Origin of the sequence: Microvirga sp. GCM10011540, assembly GCF_042650665.1 — a bacterium.
In the GTDB taxonomy this organism is placed as follows: Bacteria; Pseudomonadota; Alphaproteobacteria; order Rhizobiales; family Beijerinckiaceae; genus Microvirga; species Microvirga lenta.
Window position 1 is genome coordinate 76,242 of the sequence record NZ_JBHSBQ010000041.1, and the last position, 17,287, is coordinate 93,528.

General features: G+C 66.3%; 11 protein-coding genes. 5 read left to right on the forward strand and 6 right to left on the reverse strand.

The features are described 5' to 3' along the window. Window positions 1–3: 3 nt before the first annotated feature. The 3 genes from accB to ACFOYU_RS14740 all read right to left on the reverse strand — a co-directional run bounded on the left by accB (window position 4) and on the right by ACFOYU_RS14740 (window position 1,991). A complete protein-coding gene (gene accB, locus ACFOYU_RS14730; RefSeq protein ID WP_226740840.1) occupies window positions 4–480 on the reverse strand; it encodes an acetyl-CoA carboxylase biotin carboxyl carrier protein in 477 nt (158 codons plus the stop codon). 26 nt (window positions 481–506) lie between these two features. Further along, a complete protein-coding gene (gene aroQ / locus ACFOYU_RS14735) occupies window positions 507–974 on the reverse strand; it encodes a type II 3-dehydroquinate dehydratase (protein WP_226740842.1) in 468 nt (155 codons plus the stop codon). Between the two features lie 240 nt (window positions 975–1,214). Then, window positions 1,215–1,991 carry a DsbA family protein gene (locus ACFOYU_RS14740; RefSeq protein ID WP_226740845.1) on the reverse strand — a complete coding sequence of 259 codons (777 nt, stop codon included), beginning with the start codon at window positions 1,989–1,991 and terminating at the stop codon, window positions 1,215–1,217. Window positions 1,992–2,236: 245 nt separating this feature from the next. Between ACFOYU_RS14740 and ACFOYU_RS14745 the strand changes: the two genes are divergently transcribed. Further along, window positions 2,237–3,418: a pyridoxal phosphate-dependent aminotransferase gene (locus ACFOYU_RS14745; protein WP_377034184.1), complete on the forward strand. Its 1,182-nt coding sequence runs from the start codon at window positions 2,237–2,239 to the stop codon at window positions 3,416–3,418. A gap of 36 nt (window positions 3,419–3,454) precedes the next feature. Here the strand turns inward: ACFOYU_RS14745 and ACFOYU_RS14750 are convergent, their stop codons facing one another. Next, complete coding sequence (locus tag ACFOYU_RS14750) at window positions 3,455–6,172, reverse strand: ribonuclease E/G (protein ID WP_377034185.1); 2,718 nt, start codon at window positions 6,170–6,172, stop codon at window positions 3,455–3,457. 611 nt (window positions 6,173–6,783) lie between these two features. Between ACFOYU_RS14750 and ACFOYU_RS14755 the strand changes: the two genes are divergently transcribed. The 3 genes from ACFOYU_RS14755 (at window position 6,784) to prfB (ending at window position 11,882) form a co-directional block, all read left to right on the forward strand. Further along, window positions 6,784–8,022, forward strand: a complete 1,239-nt coding sequence (locus ACFOYU_RS14755; RefSeq protein ID WP_377034186.1) for an N-acetylmuramoyl-L-alanine amidase — start codon at window positions 6,784–6,786, stop codon at window positions 8,020–8,022. A gap of 143 nt (window positions 8,023–8,165) precedes the next feature. After that, a complete protein-coding gene (locus ACFOYU_RS14760; RefSeq protein WP_226740854.1) occupies window positions 8,166–10,589 on the forward strand; it encodes a penicillin-binding protein 1A in 2,424 nt (807 codons plus the stop codon). A 161-nt stretch (window positions 10,590–10,750) separates the two neighbouring features. Next, window positions 10,751–11,882, forward strand: a protein-coding gene (gene prfB / locus ACFOYU_RS14765; protein WP_377034187.1) for a peptide chain release factor 2 whose coding sequence is annotated in 2 segments (ribosomal slippage) — window positions 10,751–10,819 and window positions 10,821–11,882 — 1,131 coding nt in all. Because the reading frame shifts where the segments join, the coding sequence is not laid out codon by codon here. A 48-nt stretch (window positions 11,883–11,930) separates the two neighbouring features. On the opposite strand, the gene bcp is transcribed toward prfB, so the two are convergent. Beyond that, window positions 11,931–12,395 (reverse strand): thioredoxin-dependent thiol peroxidase, encoded by a 465-nt coding sequence (gene bcp / locus ACFOYU_RS14770; RefSeq protein WP_377034188.1) that lies wholly within the window; start codon window positions 12,393–12,395, stop codon window positions 11,931–11,933. 157 nt (window positions 12,396–12,552) lie between these two features. Here bcp and ACFOYU_RS14775 point away from each other — a divergent pair, with 157 nt between their 5' ends. Continuing rightward, a complete protein-coding gene (locus ACFOYU_RS14775) occupies window positions 12,553–16,005 on the forward strand; it encodes a DUF3971 domain-containing protein (RefSeq protein ID WP_377034189.1) in 3,453 nt (1,150 codons plus the stop codon). A 6-nt stretch (window positions 16,006–16,011) separates the two neighbouring features. On the opposite strand, the gene tyrS is transcribed toward ACFOYU_RS14775, so the two are convergent. Further along, window positions 16,012–17,274, reverse strand: a complete 1,263-nt coding sequence (tyrS, locus tag ACFOYU_RS14780; RefSeq protein WP_377034190.1) for a tyrosine--tRNA ligase — start codon at window positions 17,272–17,274, stop codon at window positions 16,012–16,014. Between the last annotated feature and the right edge of the window lie 13 nt (window positions 17,275–17,287).

The window sequence follows — 17,287 nt, forward strand, 5'->3', positions numbered from 1 at the left end:
CCGTTACTCGATGACCAGCAGCGGCTCGCCGTATTCGACCGGAGTCCCATCCTCGACATAGATGGCGGTCACGGTGCCGGCGCGGGGCGCGACGATCTCGTTGAAGGTCTTCATGGCCTCGACCAGGAGGACCTTGTCGCCGGCCTGGACCTTGGAGCCGACCTCCACGAAGGCCTTCGCATCCGGCGAGGGCTTGCGATAGGCGGTGCCGACCATCGGCGAGAGAACCGCGCCAGGATGGGGAGCCGAAGCCTTGGCGGCGGCTGCCGCGGCGTCCGCGACGGACGGCGGCGGCGCGATCACCGGGGGCGGGGCGACGGACGGGGCCGAGACGGGAACCGTCACGGCTGCCGTCACGGTCCGGGCCACGCGGATGCGAAGGTCGCCCTTCTCCACTTCGATCTCGGTGAGATCGGTATCGGCGATCAATGTCGCCAGCTCACGCACGAGATCGGGATCGAAAGGGTTGTCCTTGGCCATGGGGCTCACCTCTTATTCTTGAGGAACTAGTGTTTGGAGGGCGGCGCCTTCTGCGCCCGCTCGGCCAGCACGCGGTGGATCGCGTCCAAGCCGAGCAGATAGCTCATGGGCCCGAAGCCGCAGATCACGCCGACGGAGACGGGCGCAACGAGCGAGCGATGGCGGAAGCCCTCGCGAGCATGAACGTTCGAAAGATGGATCTCGACCGTGGGGGCACCGCTGCCAGCAATGGCGTCCCTGAGCGCGATCGAGGTGTGGGTATAGGCGCCGGCATTGAGGACGATGCCCGCTCCCTGGGCTCCTGCCTCCTGGATCCAGTCGACAAGCTGTCCTTCGTGGTTCGACTGGCGGAAGACGATGTTCATGCCCAACGCTCCGGCCCTGTCGCGAACGAGACGCTCGATCTCCGTCAGCGTGACGCTGCCGTAGATCGTGGGCTCCCGTTGGCCGAGCAGGTTGAGGTTCGGTCCGTTGAGGACGTGGGCGGTGATCATCGCGTAGGAGCGTTCCGGATGGCCCCGAGGGGTGGAGCCGACTGGCCCTCTTAGCCAAAAGGCGGTCAAGGGGAAAGGGGAAAACCGGGCCTTTCCAAGGCATGCTTGCGCATTCCCTGGGGAGATGCCGCCGGAATCGTCCCTCGGAACCCGGATTCGGACCGGTTCCGTTTCGGAAGCTTTACCGGAAAGCGGCGCCCGAACCGGGCGGAAGGGGCGCCGCTGGAGAGAGGCTTGCGATCAGCAGGTGGCCTTGCCGCACTGGCGCACGTTGGCGACGACCTGCTTCAGGGGTTCGAGGCCGACGGCGCCGGGGATGACGCTGTCGCCGACGATGAAGGCGGGGGTGCCGGTCAGGCTGAGCTTGTCGCCCAGTTCCATGTTTTCCTGAAGGGCCTTCTGGATGTCCGGGGACTGCATGTCCTTCTGCAGGCGGGCCATGTCGACGCCCATCTCCTTGGCGGTGGCCAGGGCCTTCTCGCCGTTCACCCGGCCGCGGGTGCCCATGAGCTTGGTGTGGAAGTCGAAGAGCTTGTCCCCCTTGAGCTGCTTGCCGACCGCGAGGCTGACGCGGCTCGCCTCGACGGAATCGGGGCCGAGGACGGGGAAGTCCTTCAGGACGACCCGCAGCTTGGAGTCGTTCTTCACGAGGGTCTGCACGTCCTCCATCGCCCGCTTGCAGTAGCCGCAATTGTAGTCGAAGAACTCGACCAGGGTGACGTCGCCCGAAGGGTTGCCGACCACGAAGGAATGGGGGGCGTTCAGGAGCGTCTCCCGGGTTTCCTTCAGGGCGCCGGCCTGGGCGACCTGCTGCGCTTCCGCCTGGCGCTTCTCCAATTCGCCGATGACCTCGGTCAGAACCTCCGGGTTCTTGAGGAGGTAGTCCCTCACGATCTCGCCGATGGCCTGGCGCTGCTGGTCCGTGAAGGGTGCATTCTGGGCCATCGCCGCGGGGCCGATGGCCAGGGCGCCGATCAGGGCCGCAGCCTGACAGGATTTGAGAAGCGGGATACGCATGGTCGGTCCTTCTGAGGAGCCCGGGCGGAAAGCCTGCCCGGAAATCCGGTTATTCGAGAGGTTTGGGGCATTCGGATGGCCCTGGGAGGCTGTCGCGACACCCTCCCGATTCGGCCGCATTTGAGCCCCGATCCTCGTTTCATCGGGCGGAGTTAGCGGGTTTCGCGAGACACCGTCAATTCACGCCTTCGTTGATGCGAGAAATCGCCTTGAGGCCGGCAACCCGAGGAGCTACGAGCCTCATCATGACAAAGCCAGCCGCATCCTCCGCTCTTCCCCTCGTCGCCCGCCGCATGGACCGGGTCTCCTCCTTCCTCGCCATGGACGTGCTGAGCGCCGCCGCCGCCAAGGAGCGGCGAGGGGACAGCGTCATCCACATGGAGGTCGGCCAGCCCTCCGCTCCCGCTCCCCGGGCCGCCCGGGAGGCGGCCATGGCGGCGCTGGAGGCCGGGCGCATCGGCTACACGGAGGCCCTCGGAACGGCGGCCCTGCGGGAGCGCATCGCCCGGCACTACCGGGACACCTACGGGGTGAGCCTGGCACCCGAGCGGGTGATCGTCACCACCGGGTCCTCGGCCGGGTTCGTGCTGGCCTTCCTGAGCCTGTTCGATCCCGGCCAGCGGGTTGCGATCACCGCGCCGGGCTATCCGGCCTACCGGAACATCCTCGAGGCGCTCGACCTCGAACCGGTCATCGTTCCCCTCAGCAAGGCGGACGGCTGGATCATGACGGCGGCGAGCATCGAGAAGGCTCACGCCGAAAAGCCGCTGCACGGCATCCTGGCCATGAGCCCGGCCAACCCTTCGGGTACGATGATCGGCCGCGAGGCCCTGGCCCGGTTGGGCGAGACCTGCCGCCGGCTGGGACTGTGGTTCATCTCCGACGAGATCTACCATGGACTGACCTATGGCGAGGCCGCCTCGACGGCCCTCAGCTCGGACGACGACGCGGTCGTGATCAACTCGTTCTCGAAATACTATTGCATGACCGGCTGGCGCATCGGCTGGATTGTGGTGCCAGAGCGGCTGGTGCGGCCGATCGAGCGCCTGGCGCAAAATTTCTATATCTCACCGCCGTACCTGTCCCAGATTGCTGCGCTTGCGGCCTTCGACGCCACCGAGGAGCTTGAGGCGGTGAAGGCGGGCTATGCCAGAAACCGCGCCTATCTGCTGGAGGAACTGCCGCGGATCGGCATCACGGACATGCACCCGGTGGACGGCGCCTTCTACATCTATGCCGACATCGCCCGCTTCACCAACGACTCCATCGGCTTCACGAAGCGGATGCTGGAAGAGGCGGGCGTGGCGGCGACTCCCGGCCTCGATTTCGACCCCATCGAGGGCTCGCACTACCTGCGCCTGTCCTTCGCCGGGTCCGAAAACGATTGTCGCGAGACGGTTGCCCGCCTCGCGACATGGTTGAAGTAATTTCGTCAAACCCGTGAGGATCTTAGCTTAAGATCCTCACGATCCGCTCAAAACCGACTTGGCCTTGGACCACCAGCCGGCGCGCTTGGGCCGGTCCGGGTCGGGCGGCGTCAGCACCACGGCGACGGGCTCCGGCTCGGGCATGGCCGGCGCGGGGGCGGCGGGCTCCTCCGCCGGCTGAGAGGCGACGATATCCTCGCGCTTCGCTTCCACCGGCTCCGGTGCAGCCGCGACCGGCTCGTCGGCGGCGGGGAGAGGCTCCTCGGAAGCCATGACGGCGGCGACTTCGCGCTGGGCGACGATTTCCTCGTCGTCGTTCGCGACCTCGACAGCCTCCTCGCGGCCACGGCCACGGCCGCCGCGGCGTCCGCGACGACGACGGCGCCCGTTGCGCTCCTCGCCTTCGGCCTCGGCCGACTCGGAGGTCTCGAGCTCCTCCGGCGCCTCTGCGCCTTCGGCGCCCGCCTCGGTCTCGGTGCCTTCCTCGTCCTGGTCCTCGCCTTCCTCTGCCGAGGCTTCGCCTTGCTGGGCCTCGCCCGCGAAGGACTCGCGGTCACGGCCGCGGCGGCGGCGGCGACGGCGGCGGCGGCGGCCATTGCCGTTGCCTTCCTCGCCATTCTCCTCGCCGGTCCGGGATTCGCGGGTCTCGACGGCGGTCTCCTCGTCGCCCTCGGCCTCGATCTCGACGTCGTCCTCCACCTCGGCGGGCTCGTCGATCGGCACGATGGCGTCGATCTGGATGCCGGTCGCGGCGGATTTGTGCTCCAGCCTCAGGGCCGGATCACCCCTGTCGATGGCGTAGTTCGTGGCGCCCATGAGCGTGTCGTCGGCGACGATGGAGATGGCCACGCCGAAGCGGGTCTCCAGGTCGCGCAGGTGCACGCGCTTCTGGTTGAGGATGTAGAACGCGGCCTCGGTCCGGGTGCGGACGACGAGGTTGTAGCCCGAGTTCTTGATGAGGGTTTCCTCGATCGAGCGCAGCACGTGCAGGGCCACGGACGGGGTCGAGCGCACGAAGCCCGTTCCCGCACAGTGCGGGCAGGGCACGGAAGAGGATTCGAGAACGCCGGTGCGGATGCGCTGGCGCGACATCTCCAGAAGGCCGAAGGGCGAGATGCGGCCCACCTGGATGCGGGCGCGGTCGTTCTTCAGACACTCGTTCAGTTTCTTCTCGACGGCGCGGTTGTTCCGCTTCTCCTCCATGTCGATGAAGTCGATGACGATGAGGCCGGCCAGATCGCGCAGGCGCAGCTGGCGGGCGATCTCCTCCGCGGCTTCGAGGTTCGTGCGGAGCGCCGTGTCCTCGATATTGTGCTCGCGGGTGGAGCGGCCCGAGTTCACGTCGATGGAGACCAGGGCTTCCGTCGGGTTGATGACGAGATAGCCGCCGGATTTGAGGGTGACGTTGTTCGAGAACATGGCGTCGAGCTGGGCTTCGACGCCGTATTTCGCGAAGAGGGGCTGCGGCTCGCGGTAGGGCTGGACGATCTTGGCATGGCTCGGCATGAGCATGCGCATGAAGTCCTTCGCCTCGCGATAGCCGTCCTCGCCCGACACGAGGACATCGTCGATGTCCTTGTTGTAGAGGTCGCGGATGGCGCGCTTGATGAGCGATCCTTCCTCGTATACGAGGGCAGGGGCCGACGAACTGAGAGTCAGCTCGCGCACGCTCTCCCACAGGCGCATCAGGTATTCGTAGTCGCGCTTGATCTCCGGCTTGGTGCGGGAGGCGCCGGCCGTGCGCAGGATGATGCCCATTCCCTCCGGAACCTCCAGATCCTGGGCGATCTCCTTCAGGCGCTTGCGGTCCGCCGCATTGGTGATCTTGCGGGAGATGCCGCCGCCGCGGCCCGTATTGGGCATGAGCACCGAGTAGCGGCCGGCCAGGGACAGGTAGGTGGTCAGCGCCGCGCCCTTGTTGCCGCGCTCTTCCTTGACGACCTGGACCAGCAGCACCTGACGGCGCTTGATGACTTCCTGGATCTTGTACTGCTTGCGGGGCAGCCGGGGACGCTGCGGAATATCCTCGAGGGCGTCGCCGCCGCCGAGCTGCTCGACGGCTTCCTCGTCGTCCTCGCCGGATTCGTCGTCCGCCTCGTCCTCGTCCTGCTCGTCGTCTTCGGCGCCCTCGGCGCTTTCAGCGACGTCTGCGGAGGCGTCCATGTCCTGGTCGACATCGGAATCCCGGGAGGTCTCGACCGGCTCGACGCCGATATCGTCGGAGACGCCGTCGGCGCTTCCCTCGAAGGCCGGAGCCTCGTCCGACCCGCCTGCCTCGGCGGTCTCGGAGCCTTCCTCCTGCGAGGCGCTCAGAGCCTCGGAGGCCTCACGGTCCTCGGAGGCGTCGTTCGCGCCCTCGGATACGGCCTCGGCGGAAGCGACAGTCTCGTCGGCCTCCGTGCGCTTGGGAGCGGAGCGGCGGCGACGGCGGCTGCGCCGTTCCTCCTCGCGCTCTTCCTCGCGCTGGGCCTCGGCCTCGGCTTCGAGCAGAGCCTGACGGTCGGCGACCGGGATTTGGTAATAATCCGGATGGATCTCGCTGAATGCGAGGAATCCATGGCGGTTGCCGCCATATTCCACGAAGGCCGCCTGAAGCGACGGCTCTACGCGGGTCACCTTGGCGAGGTAGATATTGCCTCGCAGCTGTTTCCGGTTAGCGGATTCGAAGTCGAATTCCTCGACCTTCTGACCACGTACCACCACGACCCGGGTTTCTTCCGGGTGGGAGGCATCGATGAGCATCTTGTTTGCCATGTTGAACTCTCGACATGGCGATCGAGGGCAGGACCTGAGGCAGAAGCCGCATTGAGGGCGGGCGGCCGCGCCGTGAAACGAGACGGCGGGCTGGAATTGCGTTCGGAGTGCTGTCGATCGCCATCGTGCGCCTCTGAGGGGCGCATTCTGGGTTAAATCGGGCCGGTGCCATGCTGAGCTGATCGGGGCATGGGCAAACGCGAAATTGATCGCGCGAAGCGAAAGGTGCTGTGACGACAGTCAGGACTGACTTCGCTAGCGCAACCATTCAACGACGGCCCTTTCGGATTCGATGAGCCGGATTGAGCCGGCCACCGCATAAAGGCGATGAAACATCGCTATTCGACCTGTCCGGCAGCCTGTCGAGCGTGACGGGTGTCCAGCGGATCGGTCAACACAACCGTCTCCACGGACCCGCCGTCAGATTCGGCCATAGCGGACAGGGTCAGCATCATTACAGATCGTTTGGGGTGTTTGGCAAGATGCCGCGAGACTGTGCCTTCAATGCAACAGAGTCTCAATATTGGAGCTTTAAGCGTGAGGTTTCGTTAACCATGCAGGCCCTATGAGGTAGGACGGGCGAGCGAATCCAGCCGGCGACCGGGATACACATGACGCCTTTCTCACGCCTATTGCACCTGTGCCTCCTGGCAACGCTCCTCGTTGCCGGATCCGGCCGCGCGTGGGCCGTGGGCGCCGAGGGCAAGACCGAGACCCCGATCATCGCCGCCGCCGTCGCCGTCGAGGCGGCGGAGGGCAGGACCCGCTTCAAGGTCACTCTCTCCAAGGCCGTCGTGGCGCAGGTCCACCTCATGGAGGCCCCGGACCGCGTGATCGTCGACCTGCCGGAGGTCGCCTTCCATCTGCCCGCCGATACCGGCCGCAAGCAGGAGGGGCTCATCGCCTCCTACCGCTACGGCCTCTTCGCGCCGGGGCGCTCGCGCGTGGTCATGGATCTCGTCCAGCCGGCCGTCGTGTCGGCCCTCCATGTCGAGCAGGGCCTGCCCGGAGGCGCGGCGCTCCTCGTGATCGAGCTGTCCCGGACCGACCGGAACGAGTTCCGCCGGGTCGCGGCGGAGAATGCCCCCGGGGCGCGGACCGAGGCGGTTCAGGCTCCCCCGGGCGAGGTCAAGGATGCGCGGCCGGTGATCGTCATCGATCCCGGGCACGGCGGCATCGATCCCGGCGCGGCGGCCGTTTCCGGCGTCTCGGAGAAGGATCTCGTCCTGTCCTTCGGCCAGCTCCTGAAGAAGAAGCTGGAGGCCGGGGGGCGCTACCGGGTGCTGATGACCCGCGACGAGGACGTCTTCGTCTCCCTTGGAGACCGGGTGCGCGCGGCGCGCAACGCCAAGGCCGATCTTTTCATCTCGATCCATGCGGATTCGATCTCGGGGGCGCAGGAAGTCCGCGGACTGACCGTCTATACGGGGTCCGAGCGCGCATCGGACGCCGAATCCGCCCGGCTCGCTGATCGCGAGAACAACGCCGATGCGGTCGCCGGCATCGAATCGGGGCAGGGGGCCGACGAGGTCCTCGACATCCTGCAGGATCTGACCCTGCGGGAAACCCGCACCTTCTCGCACAGCTTCGCCAACGGTCTCGTCGGCCAGCTGGACACGGTGGCCCGCCTGAATAAGAACCCCCGCCGCGAGGCCGGTTTCCGGGTTCTGCGGGCCCATGACGTGCCCTCGGTTCTGGTCGAGCTGGGCTATCTTTCCAGCAAGCAGGACCTCGATCTGATCATGTCCGACGCATGGCGCGGCAAGATGGTCTCCGCCATGTCCGCCGCCATCGACCGCTTTTTCGCCACGCGGCTGGCTCGCCAGGGCGCTGCCGCAGTTTTACCATAGATAGAGTGTGGATACCCGTAGCGGGGTGGCGATTCCTCGGCTACAGGCAGGTCGGCTGAAGCCTTTCCTGCCCGGACCGGGAATCGGCGTTTGCATATCGAAACAACGGTGCGCTTGGCGCCGATAACGGAAATTACCTTCGGATGCGCTTTATCCTACGATTCTTCGGCTTCCTGTTCAGCGTCGGGGCGATCTTCTTCCTGATCGGCGCTGCAGGTCTGGCCTACGGATACTGGTACTTCTCGAAGGACCTGCCGGATCACGCCCAGCTGGCGGATTACGAGCCTCCGATCATGACCCGCGTTCACGCGTCCGACGGCAGCCTGATCGCGGAATATGCCCGCGAGCGGCGCCTCTACGTGCCCATCGACGCCACTCCCAAGCTCGTGATCAATGCGTTCCTCTCGGCCGAGGACAAGAACTTCTACAAGCACATGGGCATCGACCCCGAGGGCATCGTGCGTGCGGTGGTGGCCAATGTCCGCTCCGGCGGACGGCGGGAGCAGGGCGCCTCGACGATCACCCAGCAGGTGGCCAAGAACTTCCTCCTCACCAACGAGCGGACCTATGAGCGCAAGATCCGCGAGGCGCTGATCGCCCTGCGGATGGAATCGACCTTCTCCAAGGACAAGATTCTCGAGCTCTACCTGAACGAGATCTATCTCGGCCTCGGCAATTACGGCGTGGCCGCCGCGGCGCTGAACTATTTCGGCAAGTCGGTGCATGAGCTCGGCGTGGCCGAGGTCGCCTATCTGGCGGCCCTGCCGAAGGCGCCCAACAACTATCACCCCTTCCGCCATCCTCAGGCTGCCGTCGAGCGGCGCAACTGGGTCATCGACCGCATGGTCGACAACGGCTACCTCTCCGCCGAGGCGGCTGCCGCGGCCAAGAAGGAGCCGCTGACGGTCAACCCGCGGGTGGTGTCGCCCAACAGCATCGCCTCCGGCTACTTCGCCGAGGGCGTGAGGCGCGACATCGCGGAGCGCTACGGCGAGGAGACCCTCTACGAGGGCGGCCTTCTCATCCGCTCGACCATCGATCCGAAGATGCAGGCCATGGCGCGCAAGGCGCTCGTGGACGGCCTCGTGCGCTTCGACGAGGCGCGGGGATGGCGCGGGGCCCAGCAGAAGCTGAATCTGACCGGCCGCGAATGGGGCCTGGCCCTGGCCGAGGTTCCCGCCCTGGGCGACGTGCAGCCCTGGCGCCTCGCCGTGGTGCTGGAAGTCGCCGGCGGCCGAGCACGGGTGGGCCTTCAGCCGAAGAAGGAGGCCTCGGGCCAGGTCTCGGCCGACCGGGAGACCGGAACCGTCGCCGCAGATGGGGTCAAATGGACCCGCCGCAGCGTCGACAAGGCCCTCTCCGTCGGGGATGTGGTCTATGTGGAGCCCCTGGAAGGCAAAAGCGGCCAGTTCCGCCTGCGCCAGATCCCCGAAATCTCGGGCGCCATCGTGGCCATGGATCCCTATACCGGCCGTGTGCACGCCATGGTCGGCGGCTTCTCCTTCGACCAGAGCGAGTTCAACCGGGCAAGCCAGGCCATGCGCCAGCCGGGTTCCTCGTTCAAGCCCATCGTCTATGCCACGGCCCTGGACAACGGCTACACCCCGTCGAGCCAGGTCATGGACGCGCCCTTCGTGCTCGACATGGGCCCCGGCCAGCCGGCATGGGCGCCGTCGAACTACGACGGCAAGTCCGCCGGTCTGCGGACCCTGCGCTACGGAATCGAGCATTCCAAGAACCTGATGACGGTCCGCCTCTCCAACGAGGTCGGCATGCCGCTCATCGCCGAATATGCCCGCCGCTTCGGCGTCTACGACGACATGCTCCCGCTTCTGTCCATGTCGCTGGGCGCCGGCGAGACCACGGTCATGCGCATGACCGCCGCCTATTCCATGTTCGCCAATGGCGGGCGCCGCATCAAGCCGACCCTGATCGACCAGATCCAGGACCGGTCCGGCCGCACGATCTACCGCCACGACGACCGCAAGTGCACCGGCTGCGATGCCGAGACCTGGGACGGCGGTCCGCCTCCGACCCTGACCGACAACCGGGAGCAGGTGCTCGATCCGCTCACGGCCTATCAGATGACGTCGATCCTGGAGGGCGTCGTGCAGCGCGGCACCGCGCAGAGCGTGAAGGCGGTCGGAAAGCCTCTCGCAGGCAAGACCGGCACGACCAACGACGCCAAGGACGTGTGGTTCGTCGGCTTCTCGCCCGACCTCGCGGTGGGCGTGTTCCTGGGCTACGACCAGCCGAAGTCGCTCGGCAACGCGGCCACGGCCGGGCAGTATGCCGCTCCGGTCTTCCGCGACTTCATGCAGATGGCCCTGAAGGACAAGCCGGCCACGCCGTTCCGCGTGCCGCCCGGCATCAAGCTGATCCGCGTGAACGCATCGACCGGCACCCGCGCCTCGGGCGAGGGCGGCGGCGTGATCCTCGAGGCCTTCAAGCCCGGAACCACGCCTCCGGAATCCTATTCGCCGCCGGCCGAGTATTTCGACGGGCCCCAGGCCGAGTATCCCAGCGGAGCCCGGCAGGTCGGAGCGGGCACGGGCGGATTGTATTAGGCCCCTTCCGCTCCCATATGAGCGGGGCTCTCCGGAACATGGATGTCGGTGGCCGCGAACGGACAAGATCGCGGCTTCCGATCCTTCGGGCGGAGCTCCTTTACACCACGCGGTGCTCCTTTTAAGACCCGCATTCCCAAGGCACGGACTTCAAAGAGACAATGCGCGCCGAAATCGAACACCTCGTAGATGAGACCAAGCAGTCAGTCGGGCTGCTGAGGAGGCATCTTTGACTGGGATAACGCCCAGCGCCGCCTCGCCGAACTGAATTCCTTCACGGAGAACCCGGACTTCTGGAACGATGCCGACGCCGCGCAGAAGATCATGCGCGAGCGCACGTCGCTGGAGGACCAGATCGCGGCGATCAAGCGCCTCGAGCAGGAGCTTGACGATGCGATCACCCTGATCGAGCTCGGCGATGCCGAGGGCGACGAGGCGACCATCAAGGAAGGCGAGGAGACGATCCGCGGCCTCCAGGCCGAGGCTGCGCGCCTGCAGGTCGAGACGCTTCTCTCCGGCGAAGCCGACGGCAACGACACCTATGTGGAGGTGCATTCCGGCGCCGGCGGCACGGAAAGCCAGGACTGGGCCTCGATGCTGCAGCGCATGTATGCCCGCTGGGCCGAGCGCCGGAAGTACAAGGTCGAGCTTCTCGAGATCACGGACGGCGAAGAGGCCGGCATCAAGAGCGCCACGCTTCTGATCAAGGGCCACAACGCCTATGGCTGGCTCAAGACGGAATCCGGCGTGCACCGGCTGGTCCGAATTTCGCCCTACGACTCGAACGCGCGCCGCCACACCAGCTTCGCCTCGGTCTGGGTCTATCCCGTCGTCGATGACCGGATCGATATCGAGGTCAAGGAATCCGACTGCCGCATCGACACGTTCCGCTCGTCGGGCGCCGGCGGCCAGCATGTCAACACCACCGACTCCGCGGTGCGCATCACCCATATCCCGAGCGGCATCGTGGTGGCCTGCCAGCAGGAGCGCTCGCAGCACAAGAACCGGGCCACCGCCTGGAACATGCTGCGCGCCCGCCTCTACGAGGCCGAGCTGAAGAAGCGGGAGGAGAAGGCCAATGCGGAGGCCGCCGCCAAGACCGATATCGGCTGGGGCCACCAGATCCGCTCCTACGTGCTGCAGCCCTATCAGCTCGTGAAGGACCTGCGCACCGGCGCCCAATCCACGAGCCCGCAGGACGTGCTCGACGGCGACCTCGACCCCTTCATCGAGGCATCGCTCGCCCAGCGCATCAACGGCGGCGCGGGCGAGGCGGTCGAGGATATCGACTGATGATTACGGGTCGCTCCCCTGCGGAGCGGCCCGTTTCTTCCTGGATACTCAAAGCGCCTTCGCCGCCTCCAGCACCTCCTTCGCGTGATCGGGAACTTTCACCTTGTTCCAGATCCGCACGATCCTGCCGTCGCGGTCGATGAGAAGCGTGGTTCGCTCCACGCCCATGTACTTCCGGCCGTACATGCTCTTCTCGACCCAGACTCCGTAGGCTTCGAGCATGGCCTTCGTCTCGTCGGAGGCGAGGGGGAAGTCCAGGCCGTGCTTGGTCCGGAACTTGTCGTGGCTTTTCACGCTGTCGGGCGAGACGCCGACGATCTCCGTGCCGGCTGCGGCGAAATCCTCGCGCAGAGCCTGGAAGTCTTGGGCTTCGCGGGTGCAGCCGCTGGTGTCGTCCTTCGGGTAGAAATAGAGCACCACCTTCCGGCCCTTGAGGTTTTCCAATGATATTTCCTGCCCGTCGGTGGCGGGCAGGGTGAAGGCCGGGGCCTTGGTTCCGATGGTCAAGGTCATGGCTCGCCTTTCTTTCGGCGGGTTGTGATGTTTCGACACGCAGGCGCGATTGACGGAAAGAGACGGTCGCAGACCGGGTGCAACAGGGCTAAGGTCTCCCATCTGATTCCCTCATCGGCGCGATAGTGCAAGAACCCGGTTGCCCGACGTCACAAGAATGAAGCGACTCATCAGCACAAAGCCGCGCCGGCGCAATCCGGCGAAAAGGAGCGCGCTCAGGCGTGCGCTCCGCGGTGCGCTCTACGTCAAGCTTGCGCTCGTTCTTGTCGCCGGGCTCGGCATCGGAATGCTGTATCTGCGCCTCTCGGCCGGACCGCTGAGCTTCGGCCGGTTGCCCGAGCAGGTGGCCGAGACGCTCGCCGCCCGGATCGGTCCCGGCTGGACCGTCACCTTGCGCGACACCGCCATCGAACTTCAACGCGGCTCTCCGGCCCTGCGGGCGAACGGTCTCGATATCCGGGCGCCGACCGGAGAGCTCGTTCTGCGCGCCCCGTATGCGGTGGTCAGCGTCGACGGCTTTTCTCTCCTGGGCGGGAGCCTGCAGCCGAAGTCGGTGGAGTTCAAGGACCTGCAGCTGCGGGTCCTCGTCAACCGGGACGGTTCGCTCACCTTTTCTCCCGGCAGTGCCGAAGGCGCCGAGACGGTGGCGACGCAGGAGCCTCAGGTCAGCCCGTCGCAGGAGGCAGCGGCGGCCCTGCTGCGCAGTTCGCAGGGACCCTCCCAGGTCTCCGGCGTCGTCGGGTCCCTGTTCGACCTGATCGTCGGCCCCAAGAGCGCCCTCAACTCCTTGGGCCAGGCCCGCTTGACCAATGCGAGCCTCGTTTTCGTGGACGCGGACCAGAAGGTGCGCGCCCGATTCAAGCGGCTCGACGCCACGTTCGACTGGTCGGAGGACGGCGGGCGTCACTTCGCAGCGACCCTCGACGGGCCGCAGGGCGTCTGGCAGATCGATGGCGATGCCAAGGCGGATGGCCATGGCGGCTACCGCGCCAGCATGGTGGCGGACCGGGCACCCATTCAGGACATTCTCCTGCTCGCCGGGCTCTCGGCTCTTCCAGCAACGACCGACCTCGAATTCTCGGGCCGTTTCGATGCCGCTTATGCGGGTGGACGGGTGACCGAGCTGACCGCGAAGCTCGACAGCAGTGCAGGGTTCCTGCAGATCGACGACAAGGACACGTCGCCCCTCCAGGTTCAGCAGTCGAGCATCGACGTTGCATGGGACGAGCCCGGCAAGGCGCTGGATCTGCGGATGCTCGAACTGGTCGGCGGCGACACGCGTGTCCGGCTGCAGGGACGCCTCGCAACGCAGACGGGTGCCGACAACTGGCGTCTTTCGCTTCGCGGCAAGGATGCCACCTTGGCCGGTGCGACGGTGGGCGACAAGCCCGTCCGCATCGGCGAGATCGCCGCCGAACTCTCCGGGCCGGACGGCATCGGAATTCGATCCCTTAAGCTGCGCGGTCCGGAACTGTCGGCCGACATCAGCGGCGTTCTGGGCAAACCCTCCGATCCGTACGGGCTCGACCTGACCGTCGATGCGGCGAAAACCGACCTTCGGGCTGCGCTGCGCATCTGGCCCGAAGCCGTAGCGCCGCCGGTGCGCCGCTTCCTCGTCGCGAATGCCAGAGGCGGCATTCTGGAATCCATCGCACTCAAGGTGAAGATGACGGGCGCGGTCGTCGCGAAGGCCGTCGCGGGCGGGCCCATCCCGGACGATTCTCTGAAGATCGACTTTGCGGTCTCCCAGGGTGTCCTGTCCGTGGCCGAGGGGCTCGCGCCCCTGTCCCGGGTCGATATGACAGGGCTCGTGACCGGCACGAAGGTGATGCTGCGCGCCCCGACGGGGCGGATCGACATGGCCGGCCCTTACGGCCTGGACGCCTCCGGCGGCACATTCGTCCTCGACAATTATTGGAAGGACGGCGCCGTGGCGCAGATCGACTTCCGTCTCGCCGGTCCGGCGGACGGACTGGGCGCCCTGCTGCAGCAGCCGCTGATCCGCGAAATCGCCGGCTTCGACGTGGATCCCGCCACCATGAAGGGGAGTGCGGACCTCCGCGTCGGGATCGGCCTTCCCGTCGACGACATCCCGGCCTTCGCCGATCTGCCCCTGACTGTGAGGGGAACGGTCAGCGACCTGGGAATAGACAAGGTCTTCGGGAAGGACCGGCTCGAGGGGGCCACTCTTGCCGTCGCCTACGAAAAGGGCAGTCTCGCCATCAAGGGCGAAGGCAAGCTCGGTGGAGGGCCGGCCTCCATCGACGTCCAGAAAACCCACCAGGGGGGCGAGGCCAATGTGTCGTTCATCCTCGACGAGGCGGCAAGGAGCAAGAGAGGGCTCTCCTTCGGCTCCCAGCTGACGGGCGCGTTTCCCGTCAAGGCCACGATGCCCCTGGGCAAGGACGCGAAGCCGGGCATCCGCATCGAGGCGGATCTGACCAAGGCCGCCGTCGACCAGATCATTCCCGGGTGGGTCAAGCCCGCCGGACGGCCGGGGAAGCTGTCCTTCGTGTACGTCGAGGGGCCGACCGGCGAGATCCACGATCTCCAACTCGACAGCGGCTCGACGCAACTGCGGGGAAGCGCATCCCTTTCGAACGACGGAAACCTGGAAAAAGCCGAGCTGACGACCTTCAAGCTGTCGCCGGGCGACGACATGCGGGCGCAGATCGAACGCAGCAACGGGGTGTTCAAGGTCACGGTACGAGGCAATGTGGGCGATGCCCGGCCCTTCACGAAGACCGCCACCGCATCGGCCCCCGGCGCGCGCAATGCGCAACGAGAGAGCAGGGATTTCGACCTCGATCTCGTGCTCAACATCCTCACGGGCTACAACGAGGAGGCGATCACCAATGCGTCGATCAAGGCCTCGCTGCGCAAGGACAACATTCGCCAGCTGGATCTGAAGGGGCGCCTGGGAGCCACGAACATCATCGCGCGGACGGCGCCGCAGCCTGCTGGGAACCCCGTCATCACGCTCCAGGCGGAGGATGCAGGCGCGTTGTTGCGCTTCCTCGACGTCTACAAGCGGATGACCGGGGGCGAGCTCATCATTCAACTTGCCACCGGGGACGGTCCGCAGGCCGGGATTCTGAACCTGCGCTCCTTCGCCCTCAACAACGAACCGGCCCTGCGCCGGATCATCCCGACCCAGACGCAGTTCATCCCGGGTCAAGACCGGGCGGGCAATCCGCAGGCGGTGCGGGTGGACGTGAACGAGGTCGTCTTCACCAAGGCCCGGGTGGACTTCACGCGCACGGCGGGACGCCTGGACTTCAAGGATGCGGCGATCTTCGGAGGCCAGGTCGGCTTCACCCTCGGCGGCTATATCGACTACGCGCGCGACCGGATGGACATCGCAGGCACCTTCGTGCCGGCTTACGGGCTGAACAATGCTTTTGCGCAAGTCCCGCTCTTCGGACCGCTCCTGGGCGGAGGGCAATACGAGGGGTTGTTCGCGGTGAATTTCCGCGTTTCGGGAGAAGCCAGCGCGCCGACCCTGACGGTCAATCCGCTCTCTGCGGTGGCGCCGGGCTTCCTGCGCAAACTGTTCGGCGTCGGCGGAGCACCGCAGGCAGGGGCCCTGCCGACGGTGCCCGAGCGATAGAGCGGATCAGACCGCCCGCAGCAGCACGTGCTTCTTCTTGCCGAAGGAGAGCTTGATCACCCCTTCGGCCGTGAGGTCCGACAGCTTGAGCACGCCACGGTCGTCCGTCACCGTCTGATCGTTCACCTTCAGACCGCCGCTCTTCACCTGGCGCCGCGCCTCGCTCATGGAAGGAACCAGCTTGGCGTAGTCGGGCCCGAAGGCCGCCAGAACGCCGAGGCCTTCCTCGAGCTGGCCCGATGCGATCTCGACCGTCGGCAGCGTCTCCGCCAGGGCTCCCTGCTCGAAGGTCTTGCGCGCCGTCTCGGCCGCGAGCTCCGCGGCCTCCCGGCCGTGGAGCAGGGCGGTGGCCTCGGTCGCAAGGGCTTTCTTGGCTTCGTTGATCTCGGCGCCCTGAAGGGCTCCGAGCCTGTCGACTTCGTCCAAGGGAAGAGTGGTGAACAGTTTCAGGAACCGCACCACGTCCGCGTCCTCGGTGTTGCGCCAGAACTGCCAGTAATCGTAGGGGCTCAGCATGTCGGCATTGAGCCAGACGGCGCCGGAGGCGGTCTTGCCCATCTTGGCGCCGGACGCGGTGGTCAGGAGCGGGCAGGTGAGGGCGTAGAGCTGGGCCGTGCCCTGGCGCCGGCCCAGATCGATGCCGTTGACGATGTTGCCCCATTGATCCGAGCCGCCCATCTGAAGGATGGTGCCGTAGCGCTTGTGCAGCTCCACGAAGTCGTAGGCCTGGAGGATCATGTAGTTGAATTCCAGGAACGACAGCTCGTGCTCACGCTCCAGGCGGAGCTTGACGCTGTCGAAGGAGAGCATCCGGTTGACCGAGAAGTGCCGGCCCACATCCCGCAGGAACTCGATGTAGTTGAGCTTGGTCAGCCACTCCGCATTGTCGACCATGACGGCGTCGGTCTTGCCCTCGCCGAAGGCGATGAAGCGGGAGAACACGCCCTTGATGCTCGTCTTGTTATCCTCGATCTGCTCGACCGTGAGGAGCTTGCGGCTCTCGTCCTTGCCGGACGGGTCGCCGACGCGGGTCGTGCCGCCGCCCATGAGCGTGATCGGCTTGCCGGCTCCGGTCTTCTGCAGCCAGTGCAGCATCATGATCGAGAGCAGATGCCCGACATGGAGCGACGGCCCGGTGCAGTCGTAGCCGACATAGGTCGTCAGACGCCCCTCCAGCGCAGCGGTGTCGATGCCATCGAAACCGGAGGTCTGATGGATGTACCCCCGCTCGGTGAGCACTTTCAGGAATTCGGAACGTGGCGCGTTCATCGCGGCTCTCGTC

Excerpts from the sequence above, each read along its gene's own strand:
- ACFOYU_RS14760 (WP_226740854.1), top strand. The coding sequence starts at position 8,166 with ATGCGCTTTATCCTACGATTCTTCGGCTTCCTGTTCAGCGTCGGGGCG.
- ACFOYU_RS14750 (WP_377034185.1), bottom strand. The coding sequence starts at position 6,172 with ATGGCAAACAAGATGCTCATCGATGCCTCCCACCCGGAAGAAACCCGG.
- ACFOYU_RS14755 (WP_377034186.1), top strand. The coding sequence starts at position 6,784 with ATGACGCCTTTCTCACGCCTATTGCACCTGTGCCTCCTGGCAACGCTC.
- aroQ (WP_226740842.1), bottom strand. The coding sequence starts at position 974 with ATGATCACCGCCCACGTCCTCAACGGACCGAACCTCAACCTGCTCGGC.
- ACFOYU_RS14740 (WP_226740845.1), bottom strand. The coding sequence starts at position 1,991 with ATGCGTATCCCGCTTCTCAAATCCTGTCAGGCTGCGGCCCTGATCGGC.
- ACFOYU_RS14775 (WP_377034189.1), top strand. The coding sequence starts at position 12,553 with ATGAAGCGACTCATCAGCACAAAGCCGCGCCGGCGCAATCCGGCGAAA.
- ACFOYU_RS14745 (WP_377034184.1), top strand. The coding sequence starts at position 2,237 with ATGACAAAGCCAGCCGCATCCTCCGCTCTTCCCCTCGTCGCCCGCCGC.
- bcp (WP_377034188.1), bottom strand. The coding sequence starts at position 12,395 with ATGACCTTGACCATCGGAACCAAGGCCCCGGCCTTCACCCTGCCCGCC.
- accB (WP_226740840.1), bottom strand. The coding sequence starts at position 480 with ATGGCCAAGGACAACCCTTTCGATCCCGATCTCGTGCGTGAGCTGGCG.
- tyrS (WP_377034190.1), bottom strand. The coding sequence starts at position 17,274 with ATGAACGCGCCACGTTCCGAATTCCTGAAAGTGCTCACCGAGCGGGGG.